This is a genomic window from Sphingopyxis sp. YF1 (assembly GCF_022701295.1).
Lineage (GTDB): Bacteria > Pseudomonadota > Alphaproteobacteria > Sphingomonadales > Sphingomonadaceae > Sphingopyxis.
Map to the genome: position 1 here is coordinate 1,986,969 of NZ_CP033204.1, position 15,066 is coordinate 2,002,034.

15 protein-coding genes are annotated in these 15,066 nt (G+C 68.0%); 9 read left to right on the top strand and 6 right to left on the bottom strand.

Going from position 1 to position 15,066, the window contains the following annotated elements:
* The first annotated feature begins 41 nt into the window (after positions 1-41).
* The 7 genes from EAO27_RS09620 (at position 42) to EAO27_RS09650 (ending at position 6,029) form a co-directional block, all read left to right on the top strand.
* A complete protein-coding gene (locus tag EAO27_RS09620; protein ID WP_242780003.1) occupies positions 42-902 on the top strand; it encodes an SMP-30/gluconolactonase/LRE family protein in 861 nt (286 codons plus the stop codon).
* Positions 895-1,329, top strand: a complete 435-nt coding sequence (locus tag EAO27_RS09625) for a nuclear transport factor 2 family protein (RefSeq protein ID WP_242780005.1) — start codon at positions 895-897, stop codon at positions 1,327-1,329. Before EAO27_RS09620 ends, EAO27_RS09625 begins: the two co-directional genes overlap by 8 nt.
* Positions 1,330-1,460: 131 nt before the next feature.
* Positions 1,461-1,919, top strand: coding sequence for a helix-turn-helix domain-containing protein (locus EAO27_RS09630; protein WP_242780007.1), 459 nt, complete (start codon positions 1,461-1,463; stop codon positions 1,917-1,919).
* Positions 1,916-2,983: a phosphotransferase family protein gene (locus tag EAO27_RS09635; protein WP_242780009.1), complete on the top strand. Its 1,068-nt coding sequence runs from the start codon at positions 1,916-1,918 to the stop codon at positions 2,981-2,983. Before EAO27_RS09630 ends, EAO27_RS09635 begins: the two co-directional genes overlap by 4 nt.
* A 31-nt stretch (positions 2,984-3,014) precedes the next feature.
* A complete protein-coding gene (locus EAO27_RS09640; RefSeq protein ID WP_242780011.1) occupies positions 3,015-4,304 on the top strand; it encodes an acyl-CoA dehydrogenase family protein in 1,290 nt (429 codons plus the stop codon).
* A gap of 14 nt (positions 4,305-4,318) precedes the next feature.
* On the top strand, positions 4,319-5,281 hold the full coding sequence (locus tag EAO27_RS09645) for an alpha/beta hydrolase (protein ID WP_242780013.1): 963 nt from the start codon (positions 4,319-4,321) through the stop codon (positions 5,279-5,281).
* A gap of 1 nt (position 5,282) precedes the next feature.
* On the top strand, positions 5,283-6,029 hold the full coding sequence (locus EAO27_RS09650; RefSeq protein ID WP_242780015.1) for an SDR family NAD(P)-dependent oxidoreductase: 747 nt from the start codon (positions 5,283-5,285) through the stop codon (positions 6,027-6,029).
* Between the two features lie 151 nt (positions 6,030-6,180).
* Here the strand turns inward: EAO27_RS09650 and EAO27_RS09655 are convergent, their stop codons facing one another.
* Positions 6,181-7,161, bottom strand: a complete 981-nt coding sequence (locus tag EAO27_RS09655; protein ID WP_242780017.1) for a nitronate monooxygenase family protein — start codon at positions 7,159-7,161, stop codon at positions 6,181-6,183.
* 67 nt (positions 7,162-7,228) lie between these two features.
* On the opposite strand from EAO27_RS09655, the gene EAO27_RS09660 reads away from it, so the two are divergent.
* Positions 7,229-8,221: an NADPH:quinone oxidoreductase family protein gene (locus EAO27_RS09660; protein WP_242780019.1), complete on the top strand. Its 993-nt coding sequence runs from the start codon at positions 7,229-7,231 to the stop codon at positions 8,219-8,221.
* Between the two features lie 191 nt (positions 8,222-8,412).
* On the opposite strand, the gene EAO27_RS09665 is transcribed toward EAO27_RS09660, so the two are convergent.
* From EAO27_RS09665 to EAO27_RS09685, 5 genes are read right to left on the bottom strand one after another with little or no spacing between them, the layout of a single operon-like run.
* On the bottom strand, positions 8,413-9,303 hold the full coding sequence (locus EAO27_RS09665) for a nitronate monooxygenase (RefSeq protein WP_242780021.1): 891 nt from the start codon (positions 9,301-9,303) through the stop codon (positions 8,413-8,415).
* A 44-nt stretch (positions 9,304-9,347) separates the two neighbouring features.
* Positions 9,348-10,406, bottom strand: coding sequence for a hypothetical protein (locus EAO27_RS09670; RefSeq protein WP_242780023.1), 1,059 nt, complete (start codon positions 10,404-10,406; stop codon positions 9,348-9,350).
* On the bottom strand, positions 10,407-11,777 hold the full coding sequence (locus EAO27_RS09675; RefSeq protein WP_242780025.1) for a wax ester/triacylglycerol synthase domain-containing protein: 1,371 nt from the start codon (positions 11,775-11,777) through the stop codon (positions 10,407-10,409).
* 4 nt (positions 11,778-11,781) lie between these two features.
* On the bottom strand, positions 11,782-12,777 hold the full coding sequence (locus EAO27_RS09680; protein WP_242780027.1) for an acyl-CoA dehydrogenase family protein: 996 nt from the start codon (positions 12,775-12,777) through the stop codon (positions 11,782-11,784).
* 3 nt (positions 12,778-12,780) lie between these two features.
* On the bottom strand, positions 12,781-13,992 hold the full coding sequence (locus tag EAO27_RS09685) for an acyl-CoA dehydrogenase family protein (protein WP_242780029.1): 1,212 nt from the start codon (positions 13,990-13,992) through the stop codon (positions 12,781-12,783).
* 96 nt (positions 13,993-14,088) lie between these two features.
* Here EAO27_RS09685 and EAO27_RS09690 point away from each other — a divergent pair, with 96 nt between their 5' ends.
* Positions 14,089-14,880, top strand: coding sequence for a thioesterase family protein (locus tag EAO27_RS09690; protein ID WP_242780031.1), 792 nt, complete (start codon positions 14,089-14,091; stop codon positions 14,878-14,880).
* The last annotated feature ends 186 nt before the right edge of the window (positions 14,881-15,066 follow it).

Genomic DNA, 15,066 nt, shown 5'->3' on the forward strand with positions numbered 1-15,066 from the left:
CATGTCAAGACATGACTAACTAGGTTATACAGGAGAGGGTGATGGAAATCGTCGCGGAGGGACTCGCCTTTCCCGAAGGGCCCGTGGTGATGGCCGACGGATCGGTGATCGTCGTCGAACTCGCCGGCGGGCGCATCACGCGCTGCTGGAACGGGCGGACCGAAGTGGTCTGCGAGATCGGCGGCGGCCCGAACGGTGCCGCGATCGGGCCCGACGGCGCGCTTTACCTGTGCAACAACGGCGGGCTCGATCTCGTCCGCTTCCAGAATGCGCATGGGCCGGGGCACGAGGGGCGTATCGAGCGCGTCGACCTCGCCACCGGCAAGTTCGAGCGGCTCTACGACGCGTGCGGCGGCATCGCCTTGCAGGCGCCCAATGACATCGTCTTCGACGCCGACGGGCGCATGTGGTTCACCGACCTCGGCAAAACGCACGACGGCGTCCGCACCGCGAGCGGGCTCTTCAGCGCGCAGCCCGACGGATCGGACGTCGTCGCAATCAACCGGCATGCGGTGTCGTACAACGGCGTCGGCCTCTCGCCCGATGGACGCCACGTCTATGTCGCCGACACGCATCAGGCGCGGCTGTGGCGCTACGACCGCCGGCTCGAGGCGCAGCGCCCCGCGTGGGTGGCGACCGCGCCGGGGCCGGTGGGTTTCGACAGTCTCGCGGTGACCGCAGCGGGCAACATCTGCGTCGCGACGCTCTATCAGGGCGGCATCACGACGATCACTCCCGAGGGGCGGGTGACCAAGCTCGACATCGCGGGCGAACCCTATGTCACCAACATCGCCTTTGGCGGCGGCGACCGGCAGGACGCCTATATCACCCTGTCGCAGACCGGGCGGATCGCGAAGATGCGCTGGGACGAGCCCGGGCTGGAACTGCACTACAATGGCTGACCCGCAGATCCGCCTGGCCGCCGACCGCGACGCGATCCGCGACCTGCTCGCGCGCTACACCTACAATGGCGACCGCGGCCGCCTCGACGCAATGACCGCCTGTTTCGCCGACGACGGGGTGCTCGAATATACGGGCAAGGCACCGCAGGGCCCCGCGGCGATCAAGGCCGCGCTGTCGGCGGGAACGCGCGACCCGCGACTGACCTTCGTGCGCCATCACATCACCAATCCGCTGATCGCGGTCGACGGCGACACCGCCAGCGCGCGCAGCTATTTCACCGTCCACAGCAATTTCGGCCCCGACCACAGCGGCACCTATGACGACCGGCTGGTCCTTACCGCGCACGGCTGGCGCTTCGCGCACCGGCGGGTGCGGATCGACTGGCAGGCCGAAGGCTCGCTGTTCGACAGGATGACGACGCGCTGATCCTCCGCTCTTCGTCGCGGGGCTGATCCGGGAACCGCGCTTTTCCGCAAGAACGGACGGATCGCCGATCGGGACCGGGTCGCGGCACGAGATACATTGACACCTTAGTGTCAAATGGACATCAAGGTGCCATGTCTCAACGCTTCACCGAATTCGAACGATTCGCCGACGAGGTGGCACGGCTGCGCGGGCGTATGCGCGCGCTCTACGCCGATACGCGTGCGCAAAGCGGCCTGCCCGAAATGGAGCTCACCGTGCTGACCGCAGTGGTGAACGCCGCGAGCGCGCCGACCGTCGCGCAGATCGGCCGCAGCCTCGGCCATCCGCGGCAGGTCGTGCAGCGCGCCGCCAACCGCCTCGCCGAACTGGGGCTGGTCGGTTTCGCCGACAATCCGGAACACAAGCGCGCGTCGCTCATCGTCGCGACCGAGGCGGGGCGCGCGCTGAAGGCGGCCGACCATGCGCGCGCCGAGGTCGTCACGCGCGCCGTGCTCGCGCGCGTCGACGCGCCCGCCTTCGCCGATGCCGCCGAGCGGATGCATGCGATCCGGTCGGAGATCGAAGCCTATCTGAAGGAGCGCGACGGATGAGCGACGACCTGCACGCGCTGGCCGATCCCGCGCGCCTGACGCCGTGGCTCGACGTGCATATCCCCGCGCTAGGCGACGGACCGCTGGTCGTCGAAAAAATCCACGGCGGCACCTCGAACGTCATCCTCTCGCTGAACCGTGGCGACCGGACGCTGGTCCTGCGCCGCCCGCCCGCGGTGCCGCCGCCGGGCAGCGAGAAAAGCGTGTTGCGCGAGGCGCGTGTGCTGACGGCGCTGAACGGCACCGACGTCCCTCACCCCGTATGCCACGGCAGCTGCGCCGACCCCGACGTGATCGGTGCGCCCTTCTATGTCATGGACCGCGTCGAGGGCTGGCCCGCCGACCTGACCGATGGCAGGATCCACGACCGGCCACCCTTCGACCGGCCCCCGCACGCGCGCGAAGTGCCGTTCGCGATGGTCGACGGGCTGATCGCGCTCGCCAACGTCGACTACAGGGCCGTCGGCCTCGAGGACTTCGGCCGCCCCGACAATTTCCTCGAGCGCCAGGTCGACCGCTGGGAAGGCCAGATCAGAAGCTACAAGCAGCTTTACGATTTCGAGTGGCGCGAGCTGCCGGGCTATGCGCTCGCGCGCGACTGGCTGCGCGCGAACCGGCCCGCCGACTTCCGCCCCGGCATCATCCACGGCGACGTCGGCACCCCAAATGCGCTCTTCGCCTTCGACCCGCCGTGCCGGCTCACCGCGCTGATCGACTGGGAGCTGTCGACGATCGCCGACCCGCTGCTCGACCTCGCCTGGTTCTGCAACGGTATCCGCGACGAGCGCTTCCCCGGCCATATTCCCGAAAAATCGCTCTACAATGTCATGGACTGGCCGACCCGGCAGGAGCTGATGGCGCATTATGCCGCGGGCACCCGCCGCGACATGGCGAGCTTCGACTATTACCTCATCCTCGCGATGTTCAAGGGCGGCTGCATCCTCGAATACAAGGTCGCGCAAGCCGCCAAAGGCATTTTGAGCGCCGAGACCGGGCGCTTCTTCGACCGGCTGGTTCGCGGCAATTTCGCCGAAGCCGAAAAGCTGATCCGCCTCATCGGCTAACCCCCCTCATCGGCTAACCAAGGAACAGCGCATGATCGATTTCCGCATCGAACCCGAATTGCAGGCGAAGCTCGACTGGATGGCGAAATTCGTCCGCGAGCAGTGCGAACCGATGGATCTGCTCTTTCCCGGCCACGGCGCGCCCTATGACGTCGCGAACGGCGAATCGCGCGCCTATATGGCGCCGCTCCAGGAACAAGTGAAGGCGCAGGGATTATGGGGCTGCCACCTCGGCACCGAGCTCGGCGGCCCCGGCTACGGCCAGCTCACCCTCGCGCTGATGAACGAGATTTTGGGGCGCAGTTACTGGGCGCCGACGGTGTTCGGCACCGCCGCGCCCGACACCGGCAACAGCGAAATCCTCGCGATGTTCGGCACCGGTGAACAGAAGGCGCGCTACCTGAAACCGCTCATGGACGGCACCATCGTCTCCTGCTTTTCGATGACCGAGCCGCAAGCGGGCGCCGACCCCAAGGAATTCACCTGCCGCGCCTGGCGCGAGGGCGACGAATGGGTGATCGAGGGCGAAAAATGGTTCTCGTCGAACGCGCGCTTCGCGGCCTTCCTGATCGTGATGGTCGTCACCAACCCCGACAACGCCCCGCACGAGCGCATGTCGATGCTGATCGTCCCCACCGACACGCCGGGGGTCGAATTCATCCGCCATTCGCAGACGATGGGCGACAGCAAGGGCGAGGACGACGGCACCCACGCCTATATCCGCTACAACAAGGTCCGCGTGCCCTTGGACGCGATGCTCGGCGCCCCCGGCGAAGGTTTCAAGGTCGCGCAGGCGCGGCTCGGCGGCGGGCGTGTCCACCATGCGATGCGCACCGTCGGCAAATGCCAGCGCGCGATCGACATGATGCTCGAACGCGCGGTGTCGCGCCGCACGCAGGGCAAGCTGCTCAGCGAGCATCAGTTCGTGCAGGGCGCGATCGCCGATTCGATCATCGAACTCGAACAATTCCGCCTGCTCGTGCTCAAAACCGCGTGGATCATCGACGAGGTCGAGGCCGGGCGCCTGCCGCACGGCGGCGCGCGCACCCATATCGCGATGTGCAAGGTCCAGATGGCGAAGGTCTATCACGACATCGTCCAGCGCGCGATCCAGTTGCACGGCAGCCTCGGCATGACGTTGGAACTGCCACTCGCCGACATGTGGATGGGGCTGCCCGCAATGGCGCTGGCCGACGGCCCCACCGAAGTGCACAAGGTGCAGGTCGCCAGGGCGTATATCAGGAACGCTCGACCCGCGCCGGGACTCTTCCCGAGCGAACATATCCCGACCCGGCTGGAGGCGATCCGGGCGCGGGGCTGAGAGGAGAGTTTCGCATGGACACCCGCCATCTCGTCGACCGCGAGATATTGCCGCTGCTCGACCTGTTCCCGCGCGTCGACCTCGACGCGGCGCCGATCGCCGACATCCGTGCCCGCGCGGCACAGACCTATGCCTTCATGCCGCCCCCGGTGATCGCCCCCGAGGAACGACGCGTGCCGTCGGTCCATGGCGGCCCCGACATTGCGGTCTTCCTCTATCGCCCGCCGGCGCCGCGTCCGGGCGGCGGCGCGATCCTGCACATCCACGGCGGCGGCATGGTGATGGGGTCGGCGACCCAGATCCAGGCGGGTCCCGCGGCGCTGGCGATGGCGGCGGGCGTCCCCGTCGCCTCGGTCGAATATCGTCTCGCGCCCGAGCATCCCTTTCCGGCGCCGCAGCAGGATTGCCATTCGGCACTCCTGTGGCTCGCCGGGCAAGCCGACACGCTCGGCTTCGATCCGGCGCGGATCGTCGTCGCGGGCGAAAGCGCGGGCGGCGGCCTCGCCGCGGCGCTCGCGATCATGGCGCGCGACCTCGGCGGCCCGGCGATCGCGGGGCAATTGCTCACCTATCCGATGCTCGACCATCGCACCGGCGGCGACAGCTGCCCCTACAACAATCCCGTCACCGGCGAGTTCATCTGGACGCGCGCAAGCAACCGCTTCGGCTGGAGCGCGCTGCAGGGCGATTACGCCGCCGACGATGCCCGCAAGGGCTGGTTCTCACCCAGCCTCGCCGACGACCTTGCGAACCTGCCCCCCGCCTATATCGCGACGGGGAGCCTCGACCTCTTTTTCGACGAGAATCTCGACTATGCGCGGCGCCTGACCGCGGCGGGCGTGTCCGTTGAACTCCACAGCTACGCCGGCGCGATCCACGCCTTCAACGCGCTGCCCGACGCCGCGGCGGCCCAGCGCTGCAACGCCGGGCTGCTCGCCGCCGCCGCGGCAATGACCGCCCCCCCGACAGGAGAATGAGATGATTCCCGATCCGCTTTTCGATTTCACCGGCAAGGTCGCGCTCGTCACCGGCGGCTCGCGCGGGCTCGGTTACCGCATGGTCAAGGCGCTTGCCGAACGCGGCGCCGACGTGATCGTCGCGAGCCGCAAGCTCGAAAATTGCGAGAGCGTCGCCGACGAATGCCGCGCGCTCGGTCGCAAGGCGATGGCTTACGGCGTGCATTGCGGCCGCTGGGACGAGATCGACGGGCTGGTCGAGGCCGTCTATGCCGAGTTCGGCCGTATCGACATATTGATCAACAATGCCGGCATGTCGCCCGCCTGCCCCAGCCATGAAATGCCCGAAAACCTGTTCGATTCGGTGCTCAACCTCAATTTCAAGGGCCCGTTCCGGCTCGCCAGCCAGGTCGCGCACCGGATGAGCGAGGCCGGCGGCGGCTGCATCATCAACATCAGCTCGACCGGCGCGCTGATGCCGCTGCCGATGGTCGTCCCCTATGGCTCGGCAAAAGCGGCGCTCAACGCGATGAGCGTGTCGCTGAGCCGCGAATATGCGCCGAAGGTGCGCGTCAACACGATCAGCCCCGGCCCCTTCCTGACCGACATCGCCGAGGCATGGGACCCGAAGAAGCGCGAGAGCCAGCCGGTGGCGCTGGGGCGCCCCGGACGGCCCGAGGAGATCGTCACCGCCGCCCTGATGCTCGCCAGCCCGGCATCATCCTACACCACCGGCGCGCTGGTGCGCGTCGACGGCGGGCAGCAATGATAATCCTCCCTGTCGCGAAGCGATGGGGAGGGGGACCGTTCGCGAAGCGAAGGGTGGAGGGGCTGCGACGTCGCGTCCTTGCCCCTCCGTCAGCGGCTGCGCTGCTGCCACCTCCCCATCGCTCCGCGACAAGGAGGATTGGGCCATTAGCTTATCGCCGGAACCCGGCCAGCCTTTGATCGATGATCGCCTCGGCCTCCGAGATGATCCGGTCGATCAGTTCCTGACAGGTCGGAATATCGTGGATCAGCCCCTGCACCATCCCGGCCCAGAAAACGCCCTTCGAAAGATCGCCGGTAGCGAGCAGCTCACGCCCCGCGGTGCCCGCCACCAGTTCCTGCACATCGCCGAACTTGGCGTCGGGCTGCGCAAGGCGGCGGACGACCTCCTCGCTGACCGGGCTCTTGCCGACGCGCGCGGTGTTCTTGAAATTGCGGAAGATCAGGAAGCTTCCGCGCTCGTCATTGTCGACATAGGCCTGCTTCACATTGTCGTGCACGGGCGCTTCCTTCGTCGCGCAGAAACGCGTGCCCATGTTGATCCCCTCGGCGCCAAGGCTCAAGGCCGCGACCAGCCCGCGGCCGTCGCCAAAACCGCCGCTCGCCAGCATCGGAATCTTGACCTTGTCGGCGGCGGCAGGGATCAGGATCAGCCCCGGGATGTCGTCTTCGCCCGGGTGCCCCGCGCATTCGAAGCCGTCGATCGAGATGATGTCGCAGCCGGCTTTTTCGGCCGACAGCGCGTGGCGCACCGCGGTGCATTTGTGCAGGATAGTGACGCCGTGCGGCTTCACCCGCGCCCAGATCTCGCGCACCGCCGGGGTGCCCGCGGTTTCCATGATCTTGACCCCGCTCTCGACGACGGCATCGGCATAGGCGTTGTAGTCGGGCGCGTTGATCGTCGGAAAGACGGTCAGGTTGACGCCGAAGGGCTTGTCGGTCATCGACCGGCACTTCTCGATCTCGTCGCGCAGCGCCTGCGGCGTCGGCTGGGTCAGCGCGGTGATGATGCCAAGGCCGCCGGCGTTCGACACCGCGCTCGCCATCTCGGCGGTGCCGACGGCCTGCATGCCGCCCTGCACGATCGGATGTTCGATCCCCAGCATTTCGGTGATCCGCGTCTTGAAAGCCATCAGCCTATCCTCCAATAGTTATATAACTTGGTTATACTTCTAAATTCGCAATGACAAGAGGTGTCCGATGACTGCTCCCCTGCCCCGCGCCGTGCGTGCCGACGAACTCGGCCCGCCCGAAAACTACACGCTCGTCGATCATGATCCGGGTCCGCCCTCCCCCACTCAAGTAAGGATTTCTATCAGGGCGGCGGGGATCAGCTTCGTCGACGTGCTCACTGCGGGGGGCGGCTATCAGGTCAAACCGCCCGTCCCCTTCATTCCCGGTAGCGAATGCGCGGGGGTCGTCGAGGCCATCGGCGCCGAGGTGTCGGGGTTTGCGGTGGGCGACCGGGTGGTCGCAAGCGGCTGGGGCGGCATGTTCGCCGACGCCGCGAACCTGCCCGCGCGCGTCGTACGCCGGATGCCCGACGCCCTGTCCTTTGCCGAGGCCGCGGTGTTCCCGGTGAGCTACGCGACCGCCTGGCATGCGCTGGTCGATCGCGGCGGGCTCAAGGCGGGCGAGACCCTGCTCGTGCTCGGCGCGGGCGGCGCCACCGGCTATGCCGCGGTGCAGATCGGCCAATATCTCGGCGCGCGGGTGATCGGATCGGCGTCCGATGCGGCCAAGCGCGACCTCGCGATCGCGGGCGGTGCCGATGCGGTGGTCGACGCGCGCAGCAGCGACTGGCGCGAGGCCGTGAAGGCCGCGAACGACGGCAAGGGGGTCGATGTCGTCTTTGACCCCGTCGGCGGCGACGCGACCGACCCCGCCTTTCGCTCGCTGGCCTGGAACGGGCGGCATCTGGTGATCGGCTTCCCGGCGGGCATCGCGGCGCTCAAGACCAATTTGCCGCTGCTCAAGGGGGCAAGCCTGATCGGGGTCGACATCCGCCAGTTCGGCATCTTCGAACCCGAAAGGAGCGATGCGAACCGCGACACGATCTTCGCACTGGCAGACGAAGGAAAGCTGCGCCCGGCGATCGCACGGACCTATCCGCTCGACCAGTTCCGCGCGGCGATGACCGATGCGGCGGCGGGCAAGAGCGCGGGGCGCGTCGTGCTGGTGACGGGTCAATAGTCCGCCCTGTTCGGGCCAGATCGTTCATGACCGTAGCCCTGAGCTTGTCGAAGGGCGCGTCTCGGCGAGGCGCCCTTCGACAAGCTCAGGGCTACGGTTCGGTTGAGGCCCGGCAGAACTCTGGCCGTGCACCGTGGCGAAGCGCCGAAGACGGCTTCGCTACGCGCGATGACGATGCCCTTGCCGCCAGTTCACCCCCAATCCGCCGTCACGTCCGCCAACCGCCTGCGCCAGTCCGGTCCCACCGGCAGCGCCTCGAACTCACCCTTCAACCGCGCGACCAACGCCGCAACCGGCTCGACCGCGTCGATCAGCCCGACGCTCTGCCCCGCGCTCCAGATATCGCGCCACGGTTTCACGCCCTCGGGCATCGGCGAGCGGACAGTGGGCAGCGCTTTCGCATCGAGCCCGACCGCCTCAATCGATTGCCGCATCCAGTGCGCGGGCACGCCGTTCATCGCCGCCGAAGCGACGATGTCGTCGGCGCCGACCGCGGGGATCATGTCGCGATGTCCCGCGACCACCCCGCTTTCGGGGGTCGCGATAAAGCGCGTCCCCATGCACGCAATGTCGCCACCGAGCGCCAGCGCTGCGGCGATTCCGTGCGCGTCGGCGATGCCGCCCGCGACGATCAGCAAGCCGTCGAACATCCGCCGCACCGCCGGTACGAACGCCATCGGGGTCAGGAAACCCGTATGCCCGCCGGCCCCGGCGCAGGTCAGCATCAACCCGTCGGCGCCCGCCGCGATCGCCTTTTCGGCATGCTTCATCGTGGTGACGTCGTGGACGACCCGCCCGCCCCAGCCATGCACCCGCTCGACGAGCGCCGACGGGTCGCCGAGGCTCGAGAGGACGAGCGGGACGCGATAGCGCTCCAGCAGGTCGAGCCGGTCGGCGCCCGCGGGATCGCTGCCCCAGCGCGCGGGCATGTTGACGATCGGCGGCGCGCCGCCCGCGTCGGCAAGCGCCTTCAGATAATCCTCGAATTGTTCGAACGGCGTGATGGTGCCGCCCTGCCAGCCGCCGACGACGCCCGCGCGGCAACAGGCGGTGGCGAGCGGCACCGACGAAGCAAAGCTCATTGGCGCGCACATTAGCGGAAGCGCAAGGTTCGCGAACATCGCGGTCAGGCGGTGGCCTTCAGCGCGTCGAGCACGCGGACGAAATGGATGGGGTTCCACACATCCTGATCCTCGCCCCAGCCGATGCCGCCGTCAATGTCCCAGCGCATCAGCTGGTTCACACCATAGCCTGCCTCGCTCATCGTGCTGACGGTGAAGCCTTCGCTCTTCATTTCGCGGCCATGCTCGTCGACCAGCTCGACCTGCATATGCGTGCTCCAGCCGGTGTGCGGGCTGCGGAACACGCGCATGCGCGACTTGCTCGCGTCGAGGCTGCCGAACTGGCCGTCGCGGCGGATCCAGCCCGCATTCATCGGCGACCAGCCCTCGGCGTCGCCGTCCTGCACCCGCGCGAAGCCGAGGAAACCCGTGCCGTCGCTGCGGTGGCCGAAGATATACTGGATGCGCCCGCGCCCACGCTCGCGTTCGATCTCGCGCCAGCGCGCACCGCCGGGGTGCTTCACCCGCTCGATGTCGCTCGCATAGACTTTGGGGCTCGCGGCATAGGGCCCGCCGCGCGGCCCCCAGGTGCGGTCGCGCACGCCGATGCCGTCGATGCGGATCTTCTCGCCGCGCAGGGTCATCCAGCCCTCGACATGGCCGAGCTGGTCGTAATGCGGGGTCGCCATGAACGGCGGCTTGCCGGGCGGGAAGCGATGCGGTTCGTGGAGGCCGGTGTGCGTGAAGTCGAGCGCAAAGCCGCGCGCCGGGTCCTCATACTGCAGATGATATTTCATCCCCGGCTCGATCATCCTGAGGCTGTAGCCCGCCCCGTTCCTGTCGCCCGGAAAGACGATGTCGGTGAGGTCGGGGGCGTCGGGCATCGCCGCTTCCTCGACCTTGCGGTAATAGGCCATCCGCGCCTGGTCATAGCCTTCATCGTCCCACGCGAAGATGCGCCAGGTCACCGCCTTGCGGTTCGGATAATAGGGCGCGTGGATCCAGCAGCCGATCTTGCGTTCGGGGATGTTGAACGACCACCAGTTGGTCTCGGTCTCATAAGGATCGTCGGACAGCTGGTGATAGCGGTCGTCTTCCGGCCTGAACGCCAGATCGTCGGTCATCTAAAGCCCCTCCAGTTCGTCGAGTGCGGCGGCGAACAGCGCCGCGATGCGCCCCGCGTCGGCGATCTTTTCGGCATCGGCGATCACGCCCATGTCGAGATTGTCGCCGCTGCGCCGCGAGGTAATGTTGAGAAAACGGCCCGATCCGATGATCGGCACCGGATAGTTGTGGCGCTGGCGAAAGCCCGCATAGCTGCGCGCCGCGGCCGGCCCCGGCACGTTCGACAATGTCAGATTGCCCGGCAATAGCCTCCTGCCGCCCGCCATCCGCTCGGCAAAGGCGGCGCGGCGGTCCTTGGCGCCAAAGGGCTTGTCGGCGGCGTCGAGCAGCGCCTCGTCGTGCGGTGTCCGCCGCATCTCGGCCGCCATCGAGGCCTGGATCGCGCGCAGCCGCGCGACCGGATCGGCGAGATGCGTCGCGAGATGCGGGTGCAGCGCGACGATGCGGTTGCCGAAATCGCCATGCTCGGGGCGGCGATAGGAGCGCGCCGAATTGATCACCACCGGGGTGTCGGGAAGGTCGCCGGCCTCGATCAGAAAGGCGCGGATCGCTCCGCTCGCGAGCGTCAGGAAGATGTCGTTGACCGTCGCGCCCAGCGCCTGCCCGGCCGCCTTGACCCGCGCGAGCGGCACGCTGATCGTCGCATAGCGGCGGCGCGCCGAGGTCGGTCCCGACATCCTGAGCTGCGGCGTCGACGCGCGTTCGCCCTTGTGCCCCTCGAGTTCGGCGAGCGCCGCCTTGCGCCGCTCCGACTGGGCGGCGCGCAATTCGGCTTGGTCGGCGTAGTGCGTCTGCGCCAGCACGCGCCAGGTGCCCGCGTCGGGCAGCACCGCATCGGCGCTGCGCGGCGGCACCGGCGGGGCGGCATCGCTGAGCAGCCCGAGCACCGTCTGAAAGCCGATGCCGTCGGCGACGCTGTGATGCATCTTGAGGTAGAGCGCGCTGCCGCCGTCCGCGAGCCGTTCGAAGACATGCGCCGCAAAGGGCGGCCCTTCGAGGTCGAGCCGCCGCATGTTGAGCATCGCGACCGCCTCGTACAGTTCGGCCTCGCTCCACGCCCCTGGATGCGGCTGGACCGCGACGAGCGCATCGAGATTGCACGTCGCCAGATCGGCCCAGACGTCCGAATCGAACCCGTCGGGGGCTTCGTGAAGCCGCGCGAGCAGCGGCGTCGCGGGCAGCCGCTCGGCGAACTGGCGGCGGATCGCGGCGGCAAACCCCTCCTGCTCCGCGGGGGGCACGTCGAGCAGGATCAGCGCGCCGACATGCATCGGCGACGCATCGGTTTCCGACAGGATCATGAAATGATCGTCGGGGCGCAGCCGGCGCACGCCGGGGGCGAGCTGCAGCGGGTCGGCGGCGTCGCTCACCGCGTCACCATCCCGCGAGCGCCGCCGCCCGCGCGCGGTGCGCGGCGGGGCTTCCGAGCCATGCCCGGTCAAAAGCCGCGCGACGAAACCAGTAATGGAGTCCATATTCCCAAGTGTACCCGATACCCCCGTGCGCGGCGACCGCCGCCCGGGTCGCCCTGACGTAGACGTCGCACAGGTGGGCCTTTGCCATCGCCGCGGCGCGCGGCGCGTCGGGCAGCTGCGAATCCCACGCATAGGCGGCGTACCAGACGAGCGCGCGCGCGGGCTCGACGTCGAGCGCCATGTGCGCGAGCTGGTGTTTCAGCCCCTGGAAACGGCCGATCGGCTGGCCGAACTGCTCGCGCTCCTTGGCATAGGCGACGCTCATGTCGGTCACTTTCTGCGCGCCCCCCAGCGCGTCGGCGGCGACGAGCACCAGCGCCGCGTCGGCAAGGCGGGCGGTCATCGGGTCGGACGCCGCGAACAGCGCCGTGCCGGCGTCGGCCGCAACCCCGACCTTCGACACCGGCCGGCTGCGGTCGGACGCCGGAACCGCCTCGATCGTTGCGTCCGCGGCGGCGACGAGCCGCACCCCGGCTGCCCGGTCGACGATCAGGAACAGGTCGGCGGCGCGCGCGCAGGCGACATAGGCGCTGCCGCCGTCGACCAGCGCCGCGACCTTTGTCCCCCCGGCCAGTCCGTCGAGATGCGCCTTCGCCGCGGCATCGCCGCTGCACGCCACCGCTGCGACGGCCAGCAGCTGACCGATCAGCGGCCCCGGCGCTGCCGCCTCGCCCGCGATCTCGCAGACCAGCGCCGCCTCGAGCAGCCCCATGCCGCTGTCGGGCGCCAGCAAGCCGCCGATCCCGAGCGCCATCAGCGCGTCCCAGCTCGCCCGGTCGAAATCGTCGGCACCGTCGGCAAAGGCGTGCAGCCTTTCCATCGGCCAATGGTCGGCCAGCGTCCCGCGGACCGCGTCCTGAATCGCCGTCTGTTCTGGGGTCAGGTGAAAATGCATCGCTCAGCGCTCCCCGCTCATCGCCAGGTCGCGGGGCAGGCCCAGCCCGCGTTCGCCGATGATGTTGCGCTGGATGTTCGATGCGCCCCCCGCGATCGAATTGCCGAGGCTGCCCATGATCTGGTCCATCCATTTTTCGGGGCCCCGCGGCCCGCGATGGCCGCGCCCGCCCGCGCCCACGGGTTCGACGAAACCATGTTCGCCGATCAGTTCCTGCGCCAGCAATGCCATTTCGTGCCCGGTCTCGGTCAGCAGCAGCTTCATCATCAGCGCCACCGGCCCGGCATCCTCGCCCGCGGCGGCACAGCTGAACAGGCGATAGCTCGAATAGCGGTGCGACAGCACGAACCCCTCGATCTGGGCCAGCCTGTCGCGCACCAGCGGTTCGTCGATACGCCCGACCTCCTTCGCCAGCTCGACCAGCTTCGCGAACTGGCGGCCCAGCCCGTCGGCACCGCCGATGCTCGCGCGCTCGTGCTTCAGCGTCGTGCGGCTGACGTACCAGCCCTGCCCGCGCGCGCCGACCTGCCAGCTCACCGGCGTCTCGGCATTGTCGAAAAAGAATTCGCAGAAGGTATGGTCGCCTTCCTCGCCGGTCATCTGGCGGATCGGGCGGCGGGTGATGCCCGGCTGGTCCAGATCGATCAGCAGATAGGTGATGCCGTCATGCTTGGGCGCGTCGGGTTCGGTGCGCACCAGCATGAACATGTGCGTCGCCTGCATGCCCTGCGACGTCCAGATCTTCTGGCCGTTGATGATCCATTTGCTGCCGTCGGCGGACAATTCGCCGCGCGTCCGCACGCTGGCCAGGTCGCTGCCCGAACCGGGCTCCGAATAACCCTGCCCCCAGATATAATCGCCTTCGACCGTCGCCCGGATGAAAAGCGCCTTCTGCTCCTCGCTGCCCTTTTCGAGCAGCGTCGGCACGGTCATGTTCATGCCGTTACCGCCGACCTCCATCGGCGCGCGCGCGCGCTGATATTCCTCGCGGATCACCTGCGCGCGGATCACGTCGACCGGCTGCTCCGACCCGCCATATTGCTTTGGAATCGCGCGATAGAGATGCCCCTGCTCGGTCGCGAGCGCGCGAAAGGTGCGAACGAAAGCCTTCAGGTCGGGGCCGCGCAGCTCGGCGGGCGGCGGCCAGTGCAGCGACAGAAAGGCCCGCACTTCGGCGCGATAGGCCTCGGCGGCTTCGCCATAGCTCAGATCCATCGCTCGTCTCCCTCGTTTCCGGCGAATCCTATGCCCGAGTTATATAACTACGTCAAACATGTTGTGTTGCACGGGAAGCGTGATAGGACGCGCCGCATGAGTGATCCCACCGACCGCATCCCGCATTATTTCGTCCGCGATGGCGACAGCTTCCTTCCTTCGGGCCTCGCGCGCAATCCATGGTTCGCCAATGCGGTCGCGGGCGGCCCGATCGCGGCCCTGATCGGCCATGCCGTCGAGGAGGCGGGATTCGATCCCGCGTTCGAGGTCTGCCGCCTCACGATCGACATCTTGGGCGTGGTGCCGCACGCGGCGCTGACCCCGCGTTTCGTGCCGGTCCGCCAGGGGCGGCAGGCGCAACTGCACCGGATCGAACTGCTCGCGGACGGCAAGCTGGTGGCGCAGGCGCATCTGCTGCTCGCGCGCCATCTCGACACCCCTACCGTCCCCGCGCCGCAGCCGCACCCCGCCCCTCTGGAGGTCGAGGAACGCCGTTTCCTCGCCGGGGCGACGATGGCAGGCGCGATCCGAACCCGTCCGGTCATGGGCGAAGCCCGCGCGCCGGGACGCGGCGTCGTGTGGCTGCGCATGGACGGCGAGGTTGTGCTCGGCACTCCCGCCTCGCCCTTTGCCAAGGCCTGCCTCTTCGCCGATTTCGGCAACGGCGTCGGCAGTTCGACCCACGCCGCCGAATGGAGCTATGCCAATCTCGACATCTCGATCCAGTTCTTCCGCAAGCCGCGCGGCGAATGGTTCCTGCTCGACGCCTTCACCGAAGGCGCGGGCAACGGCCATGCGGTCGCGCAGAATATCTTTGCCGACGCGGATGGCGTCTATGCCAAGGGCACGCAGACGATCTTCGTCGCGCCGGGACAGGAACTGTCATGAACCTCGTCATTGCGAGGAGCGGAGTGACGATCGCTTAGAGCAGCGTGGGTTTAATATGAACCGTTCGCCCTGAGCTTGTCGAAGGGCTGTCCTTTCTTTCAACGGTGAATGAAGAAGAGCGGTGCTTCGACAAGCTCAGCACAAACGGGCTTGGGGAGGGTGCAAATTTTGCGGATGATACTCTAA